Source organism: Micromonospora zamorensis, assembly GCF_900090275.1.
In the GTDB taxonomy this organism is placed as follows: Bacteria; Actinomycetota; Actinomycetes; order Mycobacteriales; family Micromonosporaceae; genus Micromonospora; species Micromonospora zamorensis.
This window is the reverse complement of the sequence record NZ_LT607755.1, coordinates 3,643,223-3,665,787: the sequence shown is the minus strand read 5'-3', so window position 1 is coordinate 3,665,787 and position 22,565 is coordinate 3,643,223. Positions and strand designations below refer to the sequence as shown.

The 22,565-nt window shown below is 71.3% G+C and carries 18 protein-coding genes; 15 read left to right on the top strand and 3 right to left on the bottom strand.

The window, feature by feature from the left end; translation table 11 throughout:
- The first annotated feature begins 53 nt into the window (after window positions 1–53).
- Window positions 54–851, top strand: a complete 798-nt coding sequence (locus GA0070619_RS16065; RefSeq protein ID WP_088948831.1) for an SDR family NAD(P)-dependent oxidoreductase — start codon at window positions 54–56, stop codon at window positions 849–851.
- Between the two features lie 12 nt (window positions 852–863).
- A complete protein-coding gene (locus GA0070619_RS16060) occupies window positions 864–1,772 on the top strand; it encodes a hypothetical protein (protein ID WP_088948830.1) in 909 nt (302 codons plus the stop codon).
- 99 nt (window positions 1,773–1,871) lie between these two features.
- Here the strand turns inward: GA0070619_RS16060 and GA0070619_RS16055 are convergent, their stop codons facing one another.
- Window positions 1,872–2,657 (bottom strand): FadR/GntR family transcriptional regulator, encoded by a 786-nt coding sequence (locus tag GA0070619_RS16055; RefSeq protein ID WP_088948829.1) that lies wholly within the window; start codon window positions 2,655–2,657, stop codon window positions 1,872–1,874.
- A 135-nt stretch (window positions 2,658–2,792) separates the two neighbouring features.
- Between GA0070619_RS16055 and GA0070619_RS16050 the strand changes: the two genes are divergently transcribed.
- From GA0070619_RS16050 to GA0070619_RS16010, 9 genes are all read left to right on the top strand, one after another.
- The gene (locus GA0070619_RS16050) at window positions 2,793–4,079 is read left to right on the top strand and encodes an ABC transporter substrate-binding protein (protein ID WP_231927057.1); all 1,287 of its coding nucleotides are present in this window, start codon (window positions 2,793–2,795) and stop codon (window positions 4,077–4,079) included.
- A 74-nt stretch (window positions 4,080–4,153) separates the two neighbouring features.
- Window positions 4,154–5,104, top strand: coding sequence for a carbohydrate ABC transporter permease (locus GA0070619_RS16045; RefSeq protein WP_088948827.1), 951 nt, complete (start codon window positions 4,154–4,156; stop codon window positions 5,102–5,104).
- Entirely contained in the window at window positions 5,101–5,916 is an 816-nt protein-coding gene (locus GA0070619_RS16040) for a carbohydrate ABC transporter permease (protein WP_088948826.1), read from the top strand. The genes GA0070619_RS16045 and GA0070619_RS16040 overlap by 4 nt, the downstream gene beginning before the upstream one ends.
- A gap of 7 nt (window positions 5,917–5,923) precedes the next feature.
- Window positions 5,924–7,072 (top strand): galactonate dehydratase, encoded by a 1,149-nt coding sequence (dgoD, locus tag GA0070619_RS16035; protein ID WP_088948825.1) that lies wholly within the window; start codon window positions 5,924–5,926, stop codon window positions 7,070–7,072.
- A 36-nt stretch (window positions 7,073–7,108) separates the two neighbouring features.
- A complete protein-coding gene (gene manD / locus GA0070619_RS16030) occupies window positions 7,109–8,338 on the top strand; it encodes a D-mannonate dehydratase ManD (RefSeq protein ID WP_088948824.1) in 1,230 nt (409 codons plus the stop codon).
- Complete coding sequence (locus GA0070619_RS16025; protein WP_088948823.1) at window positions 8,328–8,900, top strand: gluconokinase; 573 nt, start codon at window positions 8,328–8,330, stop codon at window positions 8,898–8,900. The genes manD and GA0070619_RS16025 overlap by 11 nt, the downstream gene beginning before the upstream one ends.
- 32 nt (window positions 8,901–8,932) lie before the next feature.
- Complete coding sequence (locus tag GA0070619_RS16020; RefSeq protein ID WP_088948822.1) at window positions 8,933–10,639, top strand: ABC transporter transmembrane domain-containing protein; 1,707 nt, start codon at window positions 8,933–8,935, stop codon at window positions 10,637–10,639.
- A complete protein-coding gene (locus tag GA0070619_RS16015; RefSeq protein WP_231927056.1) occupies window positions 10,636–12,486 on the top strand; it encodes an ABC transporter ATP-binding protein in 1,851 nt (616 codons plus the stop codon). Before GA0070619_RS16020 ends, GA0070619_RS16015 begins: the two co-directional genes overlap by 4 nt.
- A 195-nt stretch (window positions 12,487–12,681) precedes the next feature.
- Window positions 12,682–13,260: a sigma-70 family RNA polymerase sigma factor gene (locus GA0070619_RS16010; protein ID WP_231927055.1), complete on the top strand. Its 579-nt coding sequence runs from the start codon at window positions 12,682–12,684 to the stop codon at window positions 13,258–13,260.
- Between the two features lie 28 nt (window positions 13,261–13,288).
- Here GA0070619_RS16010 and GA0070619_RS16005 read toward each other — a convergent pair whose 3' ends face one another.
- Window positions 13,289–18,751, bottom strand: coding sequence for an ATP-binding protein (locus GA0070619_RS16005; protein WP_088948820.1), 5,463 nt, complete (start codon window positions 18,749–18,751; stop codon window positions 13,289–13,291).
- Window positions 18,752–18,901: 150 nt separating this feature from the next.
- Here GA0070619_RS16005 and GA0070619_RS32410 point away from each other — a divergent pair, with 150 nt between their 5' ends.
- The 3 genes from GA0070619_RS32410 (at window position 18,902) to GA0070619_RS15995 (ending at window position 21,107) form a co-directional block, all read left to right on the top strand.
- Window positions 18,902–19,042 (top strand): hypothetical protein, encoded by a 141-nt coding sequence (locus GA0070619_RS32410; protein ID WP_157744016.1) that lies wholly within the window; start codon window positions 18,902–18,904, stop codon window positions 19,040–19,042.
- A 28-nt stretch (window positions 19,043–19,070) separates the two neighbouring features.
- Entirely contained in the window at window positions 19,071–20,168 is a 1,098-nt protein-coding gene (locus GA0070619_RS16000) for a winged helix DNA-binding domain-containing protein (protein ID WP_088948819.1), read from the top strand.
- A gap of 216 nt (window positions 20,169–20,384) precedes the next feature.
- Window positions 20,385–21,107, top strand: coding sequence for a cellulose binding domain-containing protein (locus tag GA0070619_RS15995; protein ID WP_088948818.1), 723 nt, complete (start codon window positions 20,385–20,387; stop codon window positions 21,105–21,107).
- A gap of 55 nt (window positions 21,108–21,162) precedes the next feature.
- Here GA0070619_RS15995 and GA0070619_RS15990 read toward each other — a convergent pair whose 3' ends face one another.
- The gene (locus GA0070619_RS15990) at window positions 21,163–21,960 is read right to left on the bottom strand and encodes an SAM-dependent methyltransferase (RefSeq protein ID WP_088948817.1); all 798 of its coding nucleotides are present in this window, start codon (window positions 21,958–21,960) and stop codon (window positions 21,163–21,165) included.
- A 234-nt stretch (window positions 21,961–22,194) separates the two neighbouring features.
- Between GA0070619_RS15990 and GA0070619_RS15985 the strand changes: the two genes are divergently transcribed.
- The gene (locus GA0070619_RS15985) at window positions 22,195–22,560 is read left to right on the top strand and encodes a hypothetical protein (RefSeq protein WP_157744015.1); all 366 of its coding nucleotides are present in this window, start codon (window positions 22,195–22,197) and stop codon (window positions 22,558–22,560) included.
- Window positions 22,561–22,565 lie beyond the last annotated feature (5 nt).

The following is a 22,565-nucleotide window of genomic DNA, read 5'->3' as shown; positions in this document are numbered from 1 at the left end:
CTTCCTGACGGCGGTGCGTCAACCTGGAGGACTACTCGGAATGGGAGAGCAACATGCGGTGTGACGGTCTGGTGGCGGTGGTGACCGGCGGTGGCTCGGGGATCGGCAACGCCTGCGTACGGGCGTTCGTGGCCGCCGGCGCCCGGGTCGGCGTCCTGGACCTGGACCTGTCGGGCCTGCCCGACGATCCGCACGTCCACGGCGTCCGGGCCGACGTGGCCGACCGGTCCTCGCTCAGCGGGGCCGTCGCCTCGGTCGCCGAGGCATTCGGGGGCATCGACATCCTGGTGAACAACGCCGGCATCTCCGCCGTCGGCACCGTGGAGGAGGACGACGACGAGCAGTGGAGCAGGGTGCTCGACGTCAACGTCACCGGCGTGGCCCGCGCCAGCGCTGTCACCCTGCCGTACCTGCGTCGGTCGTCGTCGGCGGCGATCGTCAACATCTCGTCGATCGCGGCGACCGTCGGCCTGCCCCGACGCGCCCTGTACTCGGCGTCGAAGGGTGCCGTGCACGCCCTCACCCTCGCCATGGCCGCCGACCTGGTGACCGAGGGGGTCCGGGTCAACTGTGTCGCCCCCGGCACCGTCGACACGCCCTGGGTGGCCCGCCTGCTGGCCGGCGCGGCCGACCCGACGGCGGAGAAGCGGCAGCTCGCCGCCCGTCAGCCGACCGGCCGTCTGGTGACCGCCGACGAGGTGGCCGCCGCCGTCGTCTACCTCGCGTCGCCCACCACGGGGTCGGTGACCGGGACGTCGCTGGCGGTGGATGGTGGCATGTCCGGCCTGCGCCTACCCGCCCAGGTGCCACCTGCCGCTGGTCAGGCCCGCAGTGCCGGATCGGGCGCGTGACATGATTGGGTCATGGGGAAACAGCAGGACGTCGGCGAGCCCGACCGTCACAGCGGGTCCGACGCCACCGCCCACCGTCCGATCGGTGGCGATGCTGACGCGCGGCTCGCCCTCGCACAGGACCCCACAACGCCACAAATGACCCTTATCGACCTGGCGTCCGACCCGTCGGCGGTGGTCCGCAAGGCGGTCGCCGCTCGGGCCGACGCGCCCGCGCAGGCCCTGCGACCGCTCACCAGGGACCAGGATCGTCAGGTCCGGGAGGCCGTGGCGAGGAACCCTTCCACCTCGATCGCCAACCTCCTGCGTCTCGTCAAGGACGACGACCGGTGGATCCGCTGGGCGGTCGCCAGCAACCCGGCCTGCGACGAGTCGGTCCGCCGGGCCATGGCGCAGGCATCGGACAAGGAGCTTCGCGGCCTCCTCGCGGAGAGCCGGGACCTGGAGCCCGAGCTGGCCGCCAAGCTGACCGACGACGTCTCACCCGAGGTACGGGAACGACTCGCCACCCACACCCACGACCTCGACGTGATCAACACCCTGCTGGCCGATCGCACCGCCCGCGTACGCAAGGGGGTCGCCCGCAACCCGCGGACCACCGCCGCGCAGCGCAGCGCGCTCGCCGCGGACCCGGTGGTCGACGTGCGTGCCGCGCTGGTCCGCTCGTTGGAGTTGGACGAGGCAGACCTGGAGCGCCTGGTCGACGACCGGTCGGTGCAGGTCCGCCTGGCGATGGCGACGTCCGAGGTCGTGCCGCAGCACATCCGGCAGCAGCTCACCCGCGACCCCGACGAGATGGTGGCCAGCGCGGCACGGGACTACCGGCCCGGCGCCGGCAACGCCTCCGCCGTGCGGGCTCCCCGCATCGCGCACCGGCCCTCCGCCGGTGCGGGTCGATCGGGTCGCGGCACCGCGCGCTGAGACCGATCCGGTCGGCGCCGGCCCATGATCGACTCGGCTTCGCGGAAGTCGCGGTGTCCGGGGTGACCTGACACCGCGACTTCACGAAAACCGAGTCGATCAGCGGCTGGTCGAGCCGTGGTCCGGGCTCCGTGGGGGCACCGAGGTCTGCTCCCACAGTGACTTCATCTCGTCGAACGCCTGCTCCATCAGCTGCACCATCGCCTGCCGGGCGCGCGCGCCGTCGCGTCGTTGGATCGCCTGGGCGACGTCCGCGTGCATCTGGAGAGCCTGCTCGTGCGGGTGGTGCGGCATGAGGTGGTGCTTGTGCCGGCCGGTGAGCACCTCGGCGACCAGATCCTGAAGCCGGACGAACATCTCGTTGCCGGAGGCGAGCAGGACGCGCCGGTGGAACTCGATGTCGAGGTGCAGGAAGCGTTCCTCGTCACCGGCCTCGCCGGCCGCCCACATCTTCGCCGCCAGCCCGACCAGGTCACTCGCTTCGTCGTGGCCGATCCGGTTGGCCGCCAGGTAGGCCGCGTGCGGCTCGACGGCGGTGCGTAGCTCGGTGATCGACCGTAGCTGGGCCATCCGGCCAGCCGAGGCGAGCCGCCAGCGGATCACCTGCGGGTCGAAGACGTTCCACGCGCTGGCCGGCAGGATCATCACCCCCACCCGGCGGCGTGCCTCGATGAACCCGATCGATGCCAGGACGCGCAGCACCTCGCGGACGACCGAGCGGGAGACGGCGTACCTGTCGACCAGTTCGTCGATGTTGAGGATCGCGCCGGGCGCCAGCTCGCCGCCGCAGATGGCGGTGCCCAGATGGTCGAGGACGCGGGCGTGCAGCCCAGCCTCGGCGGGGGCGGTCTGAGCGGCTGCAACCTCTGCTGAGGACGGTTCCACTCAAAGATCATATCATTTACATCAACCTCTTGAAGTAATCCGTCTATTCGGCCTAGCATCCCGATGTTAAGCGGATGTAACACCGAGGTAGCGGCTCTTCCGAGGGCGGCGGCCACGACAGAAGGAGAGACAAGCGTGCGACGTCGATCGATAATCGGCACTTCTCTGGCCGTGGTCACCGCCATGAGCCTCACCGCCTGCGGCGGTGACGATGGCGGCGAAGGTTCGAAGACCGTCCGCGTGACGCTGGTGAACCACGTCTGGACAGAGAACATCAAGAAGGCCCTGCCGGAGTTCGAGAAGCAGACCGGCCTCAAGGTCGAGGTCACCCAGCTCGGCGAGGACCAACTGTCCGACCAGTACAACGTCAAGCTGAACGCCGGGTCCACCGACCTCGACGTGATGATGTACCGGCCCCTGCAGGAGGGGAAGCAGTTCGGCAAGAACAAGTACCTCGCCGACCTGAGCGAGAGGGTCAAGTCGGACAGCGCCTTCGAGTTCGGCGACTTCCAGGCCGGGCCGGTGCAGGCGACGACCTATGAGGACAAGGTGGTCGGCCTGCCGATCATCACCGAGCAGGAGGTCCTCTACTACCGCAAGGACCTGCTGACCAAGTCCGGCTTCACCGCACCGCCCAAGACCCTCGACGAACTCAAGACGCAGGCGGCGAAGGTCGAAGCCGACAACCCCGGCGTCGCAGGCTTCGTCGCTCGTACCGGCAAGGCCGCCGCCGTCACCCAGTTCTCCAGCTTCCTCTTCAGCTTCGGTGGCGACTTCGTGGACAGCAGCGGAAAGGCCACTGTCAACACCGAGCAGGCCAAGCAGGCGTACGCCTTCTACGGCGGCCTGCTCCGGGACCACGGCCCGGAGAACATCAGCACCGACATGAGCTGGTCGGAGGCGATGGCGATCTTCACGCAGGGCAAGGCCGCCTTCTACACCGAGGCCAACTCGCTCTACAAGAACGCCACCGACCCCACCAAGTCCAAGGTCGTCGACACCGTCGGCTTCGCCGCGTTCCCGGCCGGCCCTGCCGGGTCGAAGCCGTACAACATTCCCTCCTGGGCGCTCGGCGTGAACGACAGCTCGGAGAACAAGGACAACGCCTGGAAGTTCATCCAGTGGGCGGCCGGCAAGGAGCAGGCGCTGGCGCAACAGACGGCCGGCGTGCCCGGTGCCCGTACCTCGGTCTGGGCGAACCCGGCGAGCACCGCGACCCTGCCGAAGGACCTGGCCGAGGCCAACACGGTCAGCACCGCGAACGGTGTCGGGCACGACCGCCCGCTGGTGGTCAAGGTGGCTGAGGCGCGCGAGATCGTCGGCCAGCCGATCGTCGACGCGATCACCGGCAAGGACGCCGCCAACTCGGCGGACGCGGCGAACGCGGCGTTCCAGAAGTTCCTCGACGACGAGGCGAAGTAACCCACGCGCCGGGCGGCGGAGCCGACGTGCTCCGCCGCCTCGCCGGGACCTGGCCCCCGAACCCGGAGATCTGAATGTCAGCCGTCACCGCACCCCGCACCGATTCGCCCAAGGCCCCCATGGCGTCCCCGGAGTCGTCGGCCTGGTCGCAGTGGGCCAACAAACATCGCAAGTGGCTCTTCGCGGCACCCGCCATGGCGTTCGTCGCCGTGCTGATCATCTTTCCGGTGGCGTGGACCGGCTATCTGAGCCTGACCGACGCCGAGGGTTCGGTGCGCGCCGAGTCCGAGTTCATCGGGTTCCAGAACTACCTCGACGTGCTCACCGACACCGACCGGTTCTGGCCGGCGGTCTGGCGTACGGTCCTGTTCACCGGCGTCGTGCTGTTCTTCGAGGTCGTTCTCGGCATGGCGATAGCCCTGCTGCTGTGGCGGCCCTTCCGCGGTGAGAAGTGGGTCCGCGTCGCGATCCTCCTGCCGCTGGTGGCCACCCCGGTCGCGGTCGGCATGATGTGGCGCCTCATCTTCGACCCCAACATCGGGATGGCGAACCAGCTGCTCGGCTGGATCGGCATCGGCCCACAGCCCTGGCTGGCCGGCCAGAACTCGGCCCTGCCGACGACGATGTTCATCGACATCTGGCAGTGGACACCGATGGTCGTGCTGATCCTGCTCGCCGGGCTCACCTCACTCTCCGACGAGCCCCAGGAGGCGGCCCGGATCGACGGCGCCAGCAGTTGGCAGCGGTTCCGGCACGTCACCCTCCCGCTGTTGATGCCCACGGTGATCGTCGCCATCCTGCTGCGCGGCATCGACGCGCTCAAGACGTTCGACATCCTCTACGCGACCAAGGGGCGCGGCGGCGGGTCGTTCCACGAGGTCGAGACCCTCAACGTGTACGCCTACGGCCTCAGCTTCGACTACAACGACTACGGCGTCTCGTCGACCGTCCTCATCATCTTCTTCCTGATCATCATCGGGGTGATGTGGGCCCTCACCTATCGCAAGAAGGGGCTGGGCCGATGAAGCCGAGCAAGCCGTACCGCGTCTTCCGCACGTCAGCTCTCGTCGTCGTGGTGTTCGGGCTGATGGCGCCGCTGCTCTGGATGATCGCGGCGTCCTTCAAGACCAATGTGGACATCTACGACACCGCCAAGGCGTTCGTCTTCTCACCCAGCCTGAAGAACTACGAGACCGTCCTCCAGCAGGCCAACTATCTCGAGTTCATCGGCAACAGCCTGTGGGTGGCGTTCGCGGCCACCACGCTCTCGCTCCTGCTGGGAGTGCCCGCCGCCTACTCGATGAGCCGCTTCAACATGAAGAAGTCGGCGCTGGTCGTGCTCATGGCCCGGGTGATCCCGGGCGTCTCGCTCCTGGTGCCCTGGTACTACGTCTTCTCGAACCTGAAGCTGGTCGGCGGGTTCAGCGTGCTGATCCTGAGCCACATGTTCGTGTCGCTGCCGCTGATCGTCTATATCATGATGGGCTACTTCGACGGCCTGCCGACCGAGTTGGAAGAGGCGGCGCTGGTCGACGGGCTGACCCACATCGGCGCGTTCCGGCGGATCACCCTGCCGCTGTCGGTGCCCGGCGTCGCGACGGCCGGCATCCTGTCGTTCATCTTCTCCTGGAACAACTTCATGTTCGCCCTGGTGCTCTCCGGCTCCGACACGAAGACGCTGCCCGTGGCGATCTTCGACTTCGTCGGGTACGCCAGCATCGACTGGGGCGGCCTGATGGCCGCCGCGACAGTGGTCACCCTGCCGATCATGCTGATCGCCCTGTTCGTGCAGAAGTACGTCGTCTCCGGCCTCACCGCCGGTGCCACGAAGGGCTGACAGCTCCATGACGAAGATCGCAAAGGTGGAGACCTTCCTGGTCGCGCCGCGCTGGCTGTTCGTCCGGGTCGAGACGGAGTCCGGCATCGTCGGCTGGGGCGAGGCGACCTGCGAGGGTCGGTCCGAGACCGTACGCACGGCCGTCCACCAGCTCAGCGAACTGCTCACGGGTCGGGACGCGCTGCGCATCGAGGACCACTGGCAGGTGATGACCAAAGGCTCCTTCTATCGGGGCGGCCCGATCCTGGCCAGCGCGGTGTCCGGTCTGGACCAGGCGCTCTGGGACATCGCCGGAAAGCACTACGGCGCCCCTGTGCACCAACTGCTCGGCGGGCCGGTCCGGGACCGGATCCGGGTCTACGGCTGGGTCGGTGGCGACGAGCCCGCCGAGATCCGCGACCAGATCAGCGCCCAGGTCGAGGCGGGCCTGACCGCGGTGAAGATGAACGCGTCGGGGCGGATGGGCGCGCTGGCCTCGGTTGCCGAACTCGACGCGGTCGTGCAGCGGGTGGCCGTCGCCCGCGAGGTCCTCGGCGACGACCGCGACGTCGCTGTCGACTTCCACGGGCGATTCACCCTCGCCAACGTCCGGCGGGTCGCCCCACTCCTGGAGCCGTACCGGCCGTTCTTCCTCGAAGAACCGGTGGTGCCGGAGAACTCGCACCTGATCGGCGAGGTCGTCCGCTGCACCACCACCCCGGTCTCGACCGGGGAGCGGCTCTACAGCCGGCAGGAGTTCCTGCCCGTGCTGCAGGCCGGCATCGCCGTGGCCCAGCCGGACCTCGCACACGCCGGCGGCATCACCGAGGTGCGCAAGATCGCCACGCTGGCCGAGGTGTACGACGTGCAGCTCGCCCCGCACTGCCCGCTCGGGCCGATCGCCCTCGCCGCCTGCCTCCAGGTCGGCTTCGCGACGCCCAACTTCCTGATCCAGGAGCAGAGCGTCGGCATCCACTACAACCAGGGCGCCGAGGTGCTCGACTACTGCCTCGACAAGACCCCGCTGACCTTCGTCGACGGCTACGTACAGCGGTTGACCGCACCCGGCCTCGGCATCGAGATCGACGAGCACGCGGTGCGGACGGCCGACAAGCGGGGCCACGCCTGGCGTAGCCCGACCTGGCGGCACCCCGACGGCTCGTTCGCCGAATGGTGAGACCACCCCGGTTCTGAAGGAACGAAAGGCACCCCCGTGAAGATCGTCGCAGCAGACATCATCGTGTCCAGCCCCGACCGGAACTTCGTCACCCTGAAGATCACCACCGACGAGGGCATCACCGGCCTGGGCGACGCCACGCTCAACGGCCGTGAGCTGTCCGTCGCCTCGTACCTGCGCGACCACGTGGCCCCGTTGCTGATGGGGCGGGACCCGCACCGGATCGAGGACACCTGGCAGTTCCTGTACCGCTCGGCGTACTGGCGTCGTGGACCGGTCACGATGGCGGCCATCGCGGCGGTCGACGTGGCGCTGTGGGACATCAAAGCCAAGGCCGCGGGCATGCCGCTGTACCAACTGCTGGGCGGCGCGTCCCGCACCGGCATCATGGCGTACGGGCACGCGTCGGGACGGGACCTTCCCGAGCTGTTCGACTCCATCCGCCGCCACCTCGACGAGGGCTTCCGGTCGATCCGGGTGCAGACCTCGGTGCCGGGGATCAACGCGGTGTACGGCGTGGCCGCCCAGCCCAGCGCCACCGGCCAGCGCTACGACTACGAACCCGCGCAGCGCACCCCGCTGCCCGTCGAGGAGGACTGGGACACCCGCGCGTACCTGCGCCACCTGCCCGAGGTCTTCGAGGCGGTCCGCGGTGAGTTCGGCCCGGAGTTGCCGCTGCTGCACGACGGTCACCACCGGATGACCCCGATCCAGGCCGCCAAGCTCGGCAAGGCCCTCGAACCGTACGACCTGTTCTGGCTGGAGGACTGCACCCCGGCGGAGAACCAGGAGGCCCTGCGGCTGGTCCGCCAGCACACCACCACCCCGCTGGCCATCGGCGAGGTCTTCAACACGGTCTGGGACTACCAGACCCTGATCCGCGAGCAGCTGATCGACTACGTCCGGTCCGCGGTCACCCACACCGGTGGCATCACCGCCATGCGCAAGCTGCTCGACTTCGCCGCCCAGTACCAGATCAAGTCCGGCATCCACGGCCCCACGGACATCTCCCCGGTGGGCATGGCCGCGGCGCTGCACCTGGACCTGGCCATCCACAACTTCGGCATCCAGGAATACATGAAGCACACCCCGCTGGCCAACGAGGTGTTCCGGCAGTCGTTCACCTTCACCGACGGCTACCTGCACCCGGGCGACCAGCCGGGTCTCGGGGTGGAGCTCGACGAGGAGGTGGCGGCCCGCTTCCCGTACGAGCCGGCCTACCTGCCGTTCAACCGGCTCAAGGACGGCACGATCCATGACTGGTGAGGGGCGGGGCGACGCCCAGCCCACCCGGCACGTCGTGGTGATGGGGGTCTCCGGCGCCGGCAAGACCACCGTGGCGCGGGGGATCGGCGCGGCGACCGGGCTGGCGTTCGCCGAGGCGGACGAGTTCCACTCCCCGGCGAACGTGGCACGCATGCGCTCGGGCGTACCGCTGGACGACACCACCCGCCGGCCCTGGCTGCGAGACATCGCCGGGTGGATCGCCGATCGCGGCGCGGAGGGCCGGTCGACGGTGCTGGCCTGCTCGGCGCTCAAGCGGTCGTACCGGGACGTGCTGCGCCAGGGCACGCTCCGGTTGGACTTCGTGCACCTCGCCGGGTCGGCGGAGGTCATCCGGGCCAGGATGGCCCGGCGCGAGGGGCACTACATGCCGGCGAGCCTGCTCGAGTCCCAGCTCGCCACGCTGGAGCCGGCGGAGCCGGACGAGTCGGTGCTCGTGCTCGACGTCGCGCTCACCCCGGAGGCGCTGGTCGCGGCGGCAGTGGACGGCCTCGGCCTGCACCCCTACCGCCGTCCGGACCCGCAACGGAGCGTGTTAGGTTAGCCAACCCTAATCGATAACGGAGTCCGCCTCGCATGTCAGTCGCCGAGATCAGCGGTGGCGTGGTGCTTCGTCGCGCGCTGCGCCGACAGCGTGGCCGGGTGCTGCTCGGCATCGCGCTGCTGTGCACACACCAGGCCACCGAAGCCCTCGTCCCCGTCGCCATCGGGGTGGTCATCGACCGGGCGGTCGCCACCGGTGACGTCCGCGCGCTGGTGCTCTCACTCGCCGGGCTGGCCGCCCTGTTCACCGTCCTGGCCCTCGCCTACCGGACCGGTGCGCGGATGGCCTACGCCGCGGTGGAGCACGAGGCACACGCGACGCGGGTCGAGATCGCCCGGAGCGCCCTCGACCCGCGTGGACACCACTCCGGCATGCGCGACGGAGAGCTGCTGTCCGTCACGGCCTCCGACGCCGAACTGTCCGCGCTGGTCGTGCGGGTCGCCGGGCTCACCGCCGCCGCGTTCACCGCCATCGTGGTCGCGGCCGTCGCGCTGCTCGTCGTCGACGTCCCGCTCGGGCTCGGTGTGCTCCTCGGCGTACCCCTGCTGGTCCTCGCCCTGCAACGGATGGCGCCGCTGCTCACCCGGCGCAGCTCGTCGCAGCAGGAGGCCCTCGCGGCCACCACCGCGCTCGCCGTCGACCTCGTCACCGGCCTGCGCGTGCTGCGCGGTATCGGCGCGCAGGACCACGCCGCGCGCCGGTACGCGGGTGCCAGCCGCCACGCGCTCGACGTCACCCTGCGTGCCGCCACCACCAAGGGCCTGCACCTCGGGCTCACCACCATGGTCAACGGCCTGTTCCTCGCGACGGTCGCCGGCGTCGCGGGCTGGCTCGCGCTCCAGGGCCGGCTCACCATCGGCGAACTCGTCGCCGTCGTCGGGCTGGCCCAGTTCATCGCCGAGCCGGTGCAGACGCTCGGGTACTGCGTACAGCTGTTCGCCATGGCCCGGGCCTCCGCGGGGCGGGTCGCCCGGGTCCTCGGCGCGGCACCGGTCCTGGCGCCGGGCGACGCCGGGCCGCCCGCACCGACCCCGTCCCGGCTGACCCTCGACGGGGTCGGTCACGCGGGCCTCGACAGTGTCAACCTGCACGTCCGCGCCGGCGAGATCCTGGGCGTGCTCGCCTACGACCCGAGCGACGCCGAGGCGCTGGTCGCGGTGCTGGCCGGCCGGGTGCCGCAACCGGAGCGCCGGGGAACGCTGTACGTCGACGGCGTGTCCGCCGAAGAGCTGCACATCGACGCCCTGCGCGCCGTGGTCCTGGTGGAGCAGCATGACGTGGCGCTGTTCGAGGGCAGCCTGCGCGCCAACCTCAGCGCCGGCGCCCAGGTCGACGACACGGTCCTGCGTGCCGCGGTGCGGGCCGCGGCGGCCGAGGACGTGCTCGCCGCGCACCCGCACGGCTTCGACCGCCAGCTCACCGAGCGGGGGGCGAACCTGTCCGGCGGGCAGCGGCAGCGGATCGGGCTGGCCCGGGCGCTCGTCGCCGACCCCCCGGTGCTGGTGCTGCACAACCCCACCACGGCGGTCGACGCGGTGACCGAGGGCCTGCTCGCCGACGGGCTGGCCTCGGCCCGCGGAGCGGACACCCACGGCACGGTGCTGATCACCACCAGCCCGGCGTTGCTGCGGGTCACACACCGGGTCGTCGTGCTCGACCGGGGCCGGGTCATCGCCGAGGGGCCGCACGAGCAGTTGCTCGCCAGCGACGCCCGCTACCGGGAAGAGATCCTGCGATGACCGAGCCGACCATGACCGGGGCCGAGCCCCGGCAACTGCTGCCGACGGCCACCGCCGGGCAGACCTGGGCCACCCTCCGCACCGAGCTGGCCCGCCTGCCGGGGCTCAGCGCCGTCGCCGGCACGTTGCTGGTGGCCGCGTCCGCGACCGGGCTCGTCGCCCCCTGGGTGCTCGGTCGCCTCGTGGACGACGTCATCGCCGGCTCCGACACGTCGCAGATCGTGACCTGGGCGGGCGTGATCGCGGGTGCCGCGGTGCTCGCGGGCATCCTCACCGCGGTCGGCGCCGCGGTCGCCGCACGCCTCGGCGAGACGGTGCTGGCCCGGCTCCGGGAGCGGGTCCTCGACCGCGCCCTGCACCTGCCGTCGGCCACCCTGGAGCGAGCCGGCACCGGGGACCTGGTGGCCCGCGCCGGCGACGACGTGGCCGTGGTGACGAACGTGATCGCCACCAGCGGCCCGGCCTTCCTCGGCGCGCTGCTGTCCGTCGTGTTGACCGCGGCGGGCCTCTTCGCCCTCGACTGGCGGCTCGGCATCGCCGGGCTGGTCGCCGCGCCGGCGTACGCGCTGGCGCTGCGCTGGTACCTCAAACGGTCGATCCCGTACTACGCCCGCGAGCGGGTGGCCACTGGCGAACGCGCGCAGGCGACGGCCGAGGCGCTCCGCGGCGCGGCGACCGTGCGCGCCTACCGGATGGAGGACGCCCACGTCGCCCGGATCGCGGCGCGCTCCGGCGTAGCCCGCGACCTGTCGCTGGAGATCTTCGGGCTGTTCACGCGGTTCGGGCTGCGCATCAACCGATCGGAGTTCGTGGGGCTGGCCGCTGTGCTGCTCGCCGGCTTCCTGCTGGTGCGCGACGACCTCGCCACGGTGGGAGCCGCCACCACCGCCGCGCTCTACTTCCACCGCCTCTTCAACCCCATCGGCCTGCTGCTGTTCGAATCTGACTCCGTGCTGCAGGCCGGTGCCAGTCTCGCCCGGCTCGTCGGGGTCACCGCGCTGCCGGACACCGCGACCCCGGCCGGCCCGGAGCCCGCCCGGCCGGCGCGGCCCGAACCGGCGGCACTGGAGGTGACCGTCGCGCAGCACCGCTACGACACCGGGCCGGTCGTGTTGCGCGACGTCGACCTCCGACTCGCACCGGGCGAGCGCGTCGCCCTCGTGGGCGCCAGCGGCGCGGGCAAGAGCACGCTCGCCGGGATCATCGCCGGCATCATCGCGCCCACCCACGGGTCGGTGACCCTGCGCGGCGTGCCGCTGGCCGAGCTCGGCGAGCACCGGCTGCGCCGCGAGATCGCCCTCATCAGCCAGGAGGTGCACGTCTTCGCCGGGCCGCTCGCCGACGACCTGCGGCTGGCCGACCCGGACGCCACCGACGACGAGCTGACCGCCGCCCTCGACCTCGTCGGTGCCACCCACTGGTTCCGTACCCTGCCGGACGGCCTCGCCACCGAGGTGGGGGAGGGTGGACGGCACCTCACCGCTGCCCAGGCCCAGCAGCTCGCGCTGGCCCGCCTCGTCCTCGCCGATCCCGCCGTCGCGGTCCTCGACGAGGCCACCGCGGAGGCGGGCAGCGCGGGTGCGCGTGACCTCGACCGCGCCGCCGTGGCGGCCACCGAGGGACGTACCACCCTGGTCGTCGCCCACCGACTGAGCCAGGCGGCCACCGCCGACCGCATCATCGTGATGGAGCATGGGCGTGTCACCGAGCACGGCACGCACGCCGAGCTGCTGGCGGCCGGGGGCGGCTACAGCCAGCTGTGGCGGTCCTGGCGCATGCCCGACCCCGTGCCGCCGCAGGGGCGCGGGAGCACCGAGCAGATCGAGGAGCAGCCCGTCCTGGGCTGAGCGGCCGGCGAGGCGCGCGCCGTCCCGCCGTGGCCCCCGGCCCGCCGGTACGCAACCGGGAAGTCGACCGAATGGGGGCGCCCGGGAACTTTTCCGGACCGGCCAGCGACAACCAGGATGCGCGGCTGACCGGCGGCGTCCCGACGACGGCACCTCGCCATGAAGGAGCGCCCGTGGCACACAGGACGGTGGTCCGTGCGAGACGGCGTCGCTGACGACGACCAGGTGACCCGCTGGGCGAAGGAGGCGGGCCGGGGTGACCGGCAGGCCGCCACCGCGTTCATCCGGGCCCTCCAGGACCAGGTCTGGCGGTTCCTGTCGCACCTCGCCGGGCCGGGTGAGGCTGACGACCTGACCCAGGAGACGTTCCTGCGGGCGTTCCGCAACCTGCCCGGCTTCGCCGGCCGCTCGTCGGCCCGGACATGGGTGTTCACGATCGCCCGGCGCGTCGCCGTCGACCACGTCCGGACGGCGGTGGCCCGGCCGAGGATCGCGTCGGTGCCGGACTGGCAGACAGCGGCCGAGTCAGCCGGCGCGATCGCCGCCGGAGCCGACGAGGGCGTGACCCTGCACCAGTTGATCGCCGGCCTGACCCGGGAGCGTCGCGAGGCGTTCGTCGCCACCCACGTGCTCGGCCTCTCCTACGCCGAGGCCGCGGACGTCTGCCAGTGCCCCATCGGCACGATCCGCTCCCGGGTCGCCCGGGCACGGGAGGACCTCGTCGTCGCCTGGCAGGCCGAGGGCGACCAGAGCCGTACGCGGCGAACCAGCTGAGGCTGGGACCCCGCCCGATCCCGTCCGCTCACCCCAGTCGGGCCTCGATGGCCTCGATGATGCGCGGACGCAGCTCGGCGGCGCGGATGACGGCATCCACCGAGCCGACCTGCACGGCGCGCTGGATGTTGTGCACCCGGTCGAACTCGGTCGCCACCTCGCCGAGCTTCTCCGCGCGCACCGACGAGCGCAGCTCGTCGAGTTCCGCGGTCAGCGCGGCGCGTTCGGTGCCGGCCGCGGCACCGACGCGGGCTTCCAGGTCCCGCACGCGGGGGTCTGCCGCCGTACGGGCGTTGACGTCGGCGGCGAACACCACAGCGGCGGCGGGCGCGCCACCGAGCACCGAGGCGAACGAGCCCTCCAGCGCGAGCACTGTCATGTTCGGGTTCAGCGCCTTCGAGAACACCACGAACGCACCGCCGTGGTAGCGCGAGATCACGCAGAAGACGATGGGCCCCCGGAAGTTCACGATCGCGCGGCCGATCTCGGCCCCGTACTCCAGTTGCAGCTTGCGCATCGACTCCGGTGAGCCGTCGAAGCCCGACAGGTTCGCCAGCACGACGAGGGGCCGGTTGCCGCTGGCCGCGTTGATGGCCCGCGCTGCCTTCTTCGACGAGCGGGGGAACAGCGTGCCCGCCGTGTAGGTGTCCGGACCGTCGGTGGGCGGGAAGCCGTGCCGCGGCACCGACCGGGACTCGATGCCGAGCAGGCAGACCGGGATGCCACCGAGGTGGATGTCCTGCACGACCGCGGTGTCCGCGTCGGCCATGCCCGCCCAGCGCTCCAGCACCGGGTGGTCCTGGTCGGAGAGGGCCCGCATCACCGTACGGATGTCGAACGGCTTCTTGCGGTCCGGGTTGGCCTCGACGGAGAAGATCTCCCCGACGGTGGCGAAGGCGCTGCCCGCCACGTCGTGCGGGAAGTCGGAGATGTCGCGGTCGGTCGGGTCGGTGGTGACCGCCCGTCGGGGTGCGTCCTCGCCGGGCGCGACGTACGTGTGGTCGTAGTGCGCCATCACCACGTCCCGGGCGGCCGTCAGGTTCGGCGCCCAGTACTGTGCCTGCCCGTTCGGGCCCATGACCCGGTCGTAGCCACCGATGCCGAAGTTGTCCTCGGCCGACACGCCACCGGAGAAGTCCAGCGACTGCTTGCCGGTGAGCACCATCGCCGAGTCCGGGGTCATCACCAGGATGCCCTTGGTGTGCATGAGCATCGTCGCCTCGGCGTTCCAGTACGGCTGCGCGCCGACGTTGATGCCCGCGACCACGATGTTGATCTCACCGCCGGCCTGGGTGAACTCGACGATCCGCTTGAGCGCCGCGGCCACCCAGTCCATGTTCTCCGTGCCCGACGTCATCGAGATCCGGGCGCCGGCGGACAGCGCCCACCACTCCAGCGGCACGTGCATCCGCTCCGCCAGGTCCAGGGCGGCGATCACGCGCCGGCACTCCGGCTCGGACAGGGCACCCAGCGACTTCGTCGGGTCGCCGAGCAGCACCACCCGGGTGACGCCCTGCGGGTAGCGCTCGGTCGGCGTCGTGACCACCCCGGCGACGATCGCGGCGCTGTTGCGCCCCCGCGGCCGGTCCACCGGCTGCAGCGCGTGGTCGTCGTCGAGGTCGTGCTCGACGAAGTCACCGAGCCGGCCGGTCAGCTCGTACGGGTACACCGTGTTGCGGCTGCTCGCGCGCAACACCTTGAGCCGGTACTCGTCGAGCGGCTCGATCGCCTCGACCGGCGGCTCGCCGACGGCCAGCTCCGCGCCGCCCGCGGCGTCGAACGAGATCCGTACGGCGATCTTGGTCAGCTCGCCGGTCCGGCGGTCGCGCTGGCGGGCGATGAACAGGATCTCCTCCAGCCCGGCCCCCGCGGTCGTCGGGCGCACGCGCCCGGCGATCATTTCCATCTCCTCGCGGGTGAGTTCGCTCGGCGGCCAGACGTAGACCACGATCCGGTTGGTGTTGAAGCGCGTCTTCGACGGCCGCAGCGACTGGGCGCGGCGGATCGAGTCGAGGCAGGCGGCGATGGCGTCCTCGGTCGTCGGCAGCGCGACCAGTCGGCCGTCCTGCTCGCGAAGCTCGGTCAGGTCACGCACCTGCGCGAACGCCACGAGGCGCTCGTCCGACCGGTTTTCGCGCGCCACGCACTGGAAGAGGTAGACCTCCTCGTCCGACGACGGCAGCCGGGTCAGGTCGAACTTGTGCAGACGCTCCAACTGCATCCGCTGCGCGATGTACGGGTGCAGGCCGCGGATCAGCCGGTCCTCGGTCAGCTGGGTGCCCGACGGCCGGAAGGTGAAGTGGTGGTGCATCACCGCTCCGCCGCGACCCGCGACGGTGGTGGTGACCCGGCGGACCTGAGGCGGCAGCGGGTGCGCGGCGATGACCTCGGCCAGCGCCGCCGCCATCGCGTCGAAGTCCTCCGGCTGGTTCTCCCAGCCGAGGTAGATGTCGGCGTCGACGGAGTCCTCGTCGCCGGCCAGCTCGGCCAGCCCGCGCAGCGCGCCGCCCAACGCGTCGAAGCTCACCGCGGCGGAGACCACGCTCGAATCGGCGCGCTCGGCGACCACGAACGTGCAGCCCGCGGCCTCCTGGGTACGCACGCTGGTGAGGGCCCTGTTGCCGTAGTACCGGCGGGTCAGCACCTCCAGCATGACCGCGTTGTCGAGGTGGTCGCGGACGAGCCGCTGGCCGAGCAGCCGGACCAGTGGCTCGGTGCTGCGTACCATCTCGGCGATGCGCTCGGCGCGGTCCGCCGCGTCCGGGTGCGCGTCCAGGTGCCGCAGGTGCCCACGGACCTCGGCGTAGACCCGGGCGCGGTTGCGGCGCAGCAGCGGCTGGGCGAACCAGGCGAACACCACGCCGCGGGCGAGGTCGGCGACCACGGGGAAGCGGACCTGCGTCGCGGCGATCAGCCGCTCCAGCGCCAGACCGGCGGGCTCGCGCAAACTCTCGTCCGGCGGGGTCTCCCGCAGCCAGGCGCGCAGCAGGGTCGCGATGACCGTGGCGTCGGCGGACGCGCGCTGCTGGGCGAGGAAGATCCGGAAGACGGCGGCTTCGAGGGCGGGGGAGCGCTCCAGGTCGGTGACGCCGTAACGGCCGAGTGCCTTGGCGAGCCTGGTCTGGAAGGCGTCCGGCAGCCCGGCCCGCTCGACGTCGAGGCTCTGCAGGTAGGTGTGGAAGTACTCCCGCGCGCTGTGCACGTGCGCGGCGCCGCCGTCCTCACCCGTCGGCCGGTTGCGGCTCAGTTCGGTGAGGTCGGCGAACACCTCGATGAGGTCGAGTTCCGCGGCCAGTGGCCGGTGACCGGCCTCGGCGGCCTCCCGCCGCGCGGCGAGGTAGCCGTCGAGCACCCGGCGGTCGTCGTGCGGGTCGACGTCGAAGCCGAGCAGCAGACCCCGCAGGTCCTCCTGACCGCGCCTGCCCCGCTCCTCCGCCGGAACGGTCTCGTAGGCGGTCGGCAGGTCCAGTTCGACGGTCTCGGCGGTCGGGTCGTCCGTGGTCTCCTCGGCGTCGTCCGCGAGCGGCTCCAGGCGCAGCAGCGGCGCGCCCGCCTCGACCTGGCTGCCCACCGAGACGGCGCACTCCTTGAGACGCGCCCTGAACGGCGCACGCAGCACCGTCTCCATCTTCATCGCTTCGAGCACCAGCACCGGAGCGCCCGCCTCGACCTCGGCGCCGACCTCCATCGGTGTGGCGACGACGAGTGCCGGCATCGGGGAGCGCAGGACGCCGCCCTCGTCGCGGCTGACCCGGTGCGTCACACCGTCCACCTCGACCAGGTGGGTCGGCCCGTACGTGCCGGTGAGCAGGCGGTACCGGATGCCGTTGACGACGATCTGGCCGGTGTGCCGGTCGAACCGGTCGAGTTCGACGTCGGCGGTGCGGACGACGGTGCCCGCCTCGATGCCGACCCGGAACCGGTGTGGGCCGACCCGTGCCACGCGGGTGCGGTAGCCGACACCGCGCAGCTTGAGGTCCAGCGGTCGGCCGCTGGCGTGCTGCACCTGCGGGCGCCCACCGGACGCCGTCGACAGCAGCCGCTGCCGCTCGGCGCGCTCCTCCTCCTCGTACGACTCGATGGCGGCGGCCGCCAGGGCGACCGCGGAGTGGCGGTGCGTGACGAGTCGGCCCTCACCGCGGACGCGGTCGATCCAGCCGGTGTCGGCGCTGGCGTCGATCACCTCGGGCTGGTCGAGCAGGTCGAGCACGAAGCTCTTGTTCGTCGCGCCACCCTCGATGATCACCGTGGTGTTCGCCATCGCCCGACGCAGCTTGCCGAGCGCCTCGTCGCGGTTGCGGCCGTACGCGATGATCTTCGCGATCATCGAGTCGAAGTCGGCCGGGATGGTGTCGCCCTCGCTGACGCCGGTGTCCACCCGGATGCCGGGGCCGCTGGGCAGGTCCAGCCGCGCGATCCGCCCCGGCGACGGCGCGAAGTCGCGGTCGGGATCCTCGGCGTTCAGGCGGGCCTCGATGGCGTGCCCGCGCTCCATCGGCGGCTCGCCGTCGAGCCGCCCACCGGAGGCGACGTGCAGCTGCGCCTTGACCAGATCGAACCCGGTGGTCAACTCGGTGATCGGGTGCTCGACCTGGAGGCGGGTGTTGACCTCCAGGAACGCGAACAGCCGGTCGCCGGGGTGGTACAGGAACTCGACGGTCGCCGCGCCGCGGTAGCCGACCGCGATGGCCAGCCGCTCGGCCGACGTCTTGAGCTCGGCGGTCTGCGCCGGGTCGAGCACCGGCGACGCCGACTCCTCAATGACCTTCTGGTTGCGTCGCTGCACCGAGCAGTCGCGCACCCCGAGCGCCCATGCGGTGCCCTGCCCGTCGGCGATCACCTGGACCTCGACGTGCCGGGCCCCGGTGACCAGGCGTTCCAGGAACACGATGCCGCTGCCGAATGCCCGCGCGGCCTCCTGACTGGTCCGCTCGTACGCGTCGACCAGCTCGGCCTCGGTGCGGACCACGCGGATGCCGCGCCCGCCGCCGCCCGCTGTCGCCTTCAGCATCAGCGGGTAGCCGATCTTGGCTGCCGAGGCGCGGGCGGCGTCCAGGGTCTCGACGGCGCCGCGGCTCCACGGCGCGACCGGCACGCCGACCTCCTCGGCGATCAGCTTGGAGCCGATCTTGTCGCCGAGCTGGCGCATGGCGTCCGGGCTCGGCCCGACGAAGGTGACGCCGATCTTCTCGCACAGCTCCGCGAACGCGGGATCCTCGGCGACGAAACCCCAGCCGACCCAGGCGGCGTCGGCCCCGGTCTCCGTCAGGGCGCGCTCCAGCACCGCCAGATTGAGGTACGGGCGGGCAGACGCGGGACCGAGATCGTAGGCGATGTCCGCTTCGCGGACGAAGGTGGCGGTGCGGTCGACGTCGGTGTAGAGAGCGACGGTTTCGATCTGGTTGCCGGTCTCCGCGGCCAACTCGCGGACCGCGTGGATGAGCCGCATGGCGGCTTCACCACGGTTGACGATGGCGACACGGTTGAACACCCGACTGACCCCTTAGCTAGACCTTGAACTGCGTGCCGCGAGACGACGGCTCCCAGCAGTGATCACCTTTCCGGCTGGCGGCTGCCAGCGCTATGGCGCAACCACCGAACCAACCGTCTCTCAGTTGTAGGAAGTGAACAAAAGTTTTTGGTGTCCCCGCAGCCCGCGACCGCCACGGTAGCCCAGGCGGGCACCCGGATCACCTTCACCTCGACCGGGAGGCTCGCGCCGGGCGTCACGTACGGCTCGTTCCCGGTGACCCGCCCCGTCGACCGGCCGCGTCGTCAGTGACTGTCACCCCGGGCCTGACAATGAGGAGGTGACCGTTCTCGACCCGCGGGCGCTCAACCGCGCGACGCTCGCCCGGCAGTTGCTGCTCGATCGCGCCGACCTGCCGGTCCTCGACGCCGTCGCGCACCTCGGCGGCCTGCAGGCGCAGGAACCGCAGGAACCCTTCGTCGGGCTCTGGTCGCGGCTGCGCACCTTCGACCCCGCGGTGCTCTCGACCCTGCTGACCCAGCGACAGGTGGTGCGTACCCATCTCATGCGCCGCACCGTGCACCTGCTCGTCGCCGACGACGCGCTGGCCTGGCGATCCCGGCACCAGGCCATGCTGTGCCAGCGGGTGCTCGGGGTCTACCGCGGCGAGTTGGACGGGGTTGGCCTCGACGAGCTCGCCGCGGCGGCGCGGGCGCTGCTGGCCGACGGTGAGCCGCGCTCGATGCCCGAGATCGGGCGAGCGCTCGGCGAGCACTGGCCGACACCGGGCCCGCAGGCCCTGGGCGAGATGGCGATGGCCCTCGTCCCGCTGACCCAACTGCCGCCACGCGGAGTGTGGCGGATGAAGGGCGGCGCCCGACACGCCCTGCTCTCCGCGTGGCTGGGTCGGGAGGTCCACCCGCCGACGCCGGACGACGCCGATCCCGTCGGCCAGATCCTCGTACGGCGCTATCTGGCCGCGTTCGGGCCGGCCGCCACGGCCGACGTGCGCGCCTGGTCCGGCCTCGCCGGGCTGCCGGCCGCAGTGGCCGCGATGCGCGACGAGCTGATCACCTTCCGCGACGAGCGTGGCCGAAAGTTGATCGACCTCGCCGACGCACCACGCCCCGACCCCGAGACACCCGCTCCGGTGCGCTTCCTCCCGGCGTTCGACAACGCGATCCTCGGCTACGACGACCGCAGCCGGATCATCGACGACGCCCACCGCGGCCTGTCCGTGGCCGGTGAGCGCGTGGTGCTGGTCGACGGCCGGGTCGCCGCGACCTGGAGCGTCGAGGCGGGCACGGTGACCGTCAACCCGTTGACCGGCTTCTCCCGGGCCGACCGCACCGCCGTCGCCGAGCAGGGGCAGGCACTGGCGCTGTTCCTCTCCGACAAGGAGAGCGACCGGGTGCGGGTCGCCGCGTCGCCCCGGTGAGGCCATCCCCAACGGCCTTGTATCGATGATTGTCGACTGCCATGATGTGGTTCGGTCGTGCTCGGGAGCCAGCGCGCACCACACCTTCTCCGGTCCACGGGACGCACGCGGTGGCCAGTTCACCCGTGCCGGGCAGTCCTCGTCGGCGACCGGATCCTGAGCACGGCACCGGCTACCCCCTCGGTCAGCGGTGCCCGGCAACCACCGGAGGTACCGATGCTTCGCATGTTCCTCGCCGTCACGACCGTGGCGCTCGCCGTCTGGGGCGGGGCGAGCGGCACCACAGAGCCCACGCCCACGGCCACGCCGACGCCCTCGCCGACGCTCACCTGCCCGCCCGTGTTGCCGATCACCGCCAACGTCGCCGGGGTCACCACCACCAGCGTCACCATCTCGTACTCGATCTTCCTCCGCCCACCCTGCGGCTACGACCCGCCGATGACCGTCAGCCTCTTCGCCAGCCGTGAGGACGCCCAACAGTGGCGGACGCCGGTTGCCGTGGCCGTCTCCGGGCCGGAGCGCAACGGCTCGGTCACCGTCGACCGGCTGACCCCGGACACGGAGTACTGGTACCGGTTGACCGACGTCGAGGGCCGGCGGGACCCGTACGCGTTCTCATCGGCGCGGACATCCCCCCTTGCTTCCTGCCGCGCCACGGCCACGATCGACGCCCGTTGGGGCAACGGCTTCGTCGCCACGGTCACGGTCCGCAACACCGGGACGGAGCCACTGGACGGGTGGCGCGTCTCCTGGCGGTGGTCCGGTGACGAGCGCGTCCAGACCGTCTGGGGTGGCGTGGCGGAGGCCGCCGGTGTCGACGTCACGGTCCGCAACGCCTCGTACAACGGGACGCTGGCGTTGGACGCCGTGACGACGTTCGGAATGCTGGTGACGACCAGCGCGGTGCCCGACGGGTTGACGATGGCCTGCGCCCGGTAAACGACGTCCGCCCCGCTCCCGCCGTGCTGGCGCGAGCGGGGCGGCGTGCTGTCGGTCAGGGTTTACGGGCCACCGCGCCGTAGGCGTCGATCGCGGTGACGTCGGGCTCGTCCGGTCGCCACAGGGGGATCGGCACCAGGCCCGGCTCCACCTTCGACAGGCCGGAGAAGCAACTGTCCAGGTCCGCCGGGCTGCGCAGGATGTACGGGACGCCGCCGCTCTGTGCCAGTCGCTCCGCACCGGAGACGACAGCCGGGCTGGTGTTGGTGCCGTCCCAGAGCACGAGGTAGCTGCCGGAGGGTATCGCGTCCATGGTCCGCTCGACGATCGAGCGCACCACGGAGAGGTCGGGCTCGTAGCCCATCACACCCATGAACATCACCGCGACGGGCTGGTCGAAGTCGAGCGTCTGCGCCGCCTCGGCGAGGATCCTCTCCGGGTCGTGGTAGTCGGCGGGTACGTAGGTGGTGACACCCTCGGACGTCGTGCTCGCCAGCAGCGCCCGCGCGTGCACCAGCACCATCGGGTCGTTGTCCACGTAGACGATCCGCGAGTCGGGCGCGACCCCCTGGGCGACCGCGTGCGTGTTCTGCATGGTGGGCAGGCCGGTGCCGATGTCCAGGAACTGCCGGATGCCCGCCTCGGCCGCCAGGTAACGCACGGCCCGCACCAGGAACAGGCGCGACTGCTGCGCCATGAGGACGATCTCCGGGTAGACCTCGGCGACCGCGTCGCCGGCCGCCCGGTCGGACTGGAAGTTGTCCTTGCCGCCCATCCAGTAGTTCCAGATCCGGGCCGCGTGCGGCACGTCGGGCTGAAGCTTCGCGGTGAGTTCGGCGTCCGGGCCGGCCATGCCAGGCTCCTATCGAGGGGTCGTCGGCGGGAGATCACCTCTGCGGTGTGACCGGGATCGTACTCCGAGGCCGTCCACTGTCGACGCCGGGCGTTCGGTCTGCCGGGTGAAGGTAGCGCCGTCTGTACGGGATTGTTCGGGACTGTTCGAAGCGGTTCCGCCCGACTCGGCCGCCGCTCAGGCTGTAGTCGGAGCCGAGGGCTCCACCGCGCAGTCGACGGCAGGGAGAGATCAATGAAGGTGCTCAGAATGTTGGCCATCTCGGGTGCGATGGTCGCGGCGCTCCTGACGGGGACGGCGGCGCCGGCGAGCGCCGATGCCTTCTCCAGCAACGCCTACGGGTCGGTCAACTTCCAGAGCAGCGGGGACTACATCACCCTCACCCACTACACCTACGACCCCTACCCGGGCTTCTACGCCTCCTACGCCGAGTGGTACACCGACTACGGCCGGACCGGGATCTGCGGTGACAACATCGGCGGTCGGATCGGCTGCAACGAGGACGTGGCGGAGAAGCGGTGGATCACCATCCGGGTCTGCACCCGCTACGGCGTGTTCAACCAGGTCACGTGCGGCGCCTGGGACACCTCCCGCACCTGACCTCT

Excerpts from the sequence above, each read along its gene's own strand:
- GA0070619_RS16065 (WP_088948831.1), top strand. The coding sequence starts at position 54 with ATGCGGTGTGACGGTCTGGTGGCGGTGGTGACCGGCGGTGGCTCGGGG.
- GA0070619_RS16060 (WP_088948830.1), top strand. The coding sequence starts at position 864 with ATGGGGAAACAGCAGGACGTCGGCGAGCCCGACCGTCACAGCGGGTCC.
- GA0070619_RS16045 (WP_088948827.1), top strand. The coding sequence starts at position 4,154 with ATGTCAGCCGTCACCGCACCCCGCACCGATTCGCCCAAGGCCCCCATG.
- GA0070619_RS16040 (WP_088948826.1), top strand. The coding sequence starts at position 5,101 with ATGAAGCCGAGCAAGCCGTACCGCGTCTTCCGCACGTCAGCTCTCGTC.
- dgoD (WP_088948825.1), top strand. The coding sequence starts at position 5,924 with ATGACGAAGATCGCAAAGGTGGAGACCTTCCTGGTCGCGCCGCGCTGG.
- GA0070619_RS16025 (WP_088948823.1), top strand. The coding sequence starts at position 8,328 with ATGACTGGTGAGGGGCGGGGCGACGCCCAGCCCACCCGGCACGTCGTG.
- GA0070619_RS16020 (WP_088948822.1), top strand. The coding sequence starts at position 8,933 with ATGTCAGTCGCCGAGATCAGCGGTGGCGTGGTGCTTCGTCGCGCGCTG.
- GA0070619_RS16015 (WP_231927056.1), top strand. The coding sequence starts at position 10,636 with ATGACCGAGCCGACCATGACCGGGGCCGAGCCCCGGCAACTGCTGCCG.
- GA0070619_RS15995 (WP_088948818.1), top strand. The coding sequence starts at position 20,385 with ATGCTTCGCATGTTCCTCGCCGTCACGACCGTGGCGCTCGCCGTCTGG.
- GA0070619_RS15990 (WP_088948817.1), bottom strand. The coding sequence starts at position 21,960 with ATGGCCGGCCCGGACGCCGAACTCACCGCGAAGCTTCAGCCCGACGTG.
- GA0070619_RS15985 (WP_157744015.1), top strand. The coding sequence starts at position 22,195 with ATGAAGGTGCTCAGAATGTTGGCCATCTCGGGTGCGATGGTCGCGGCG.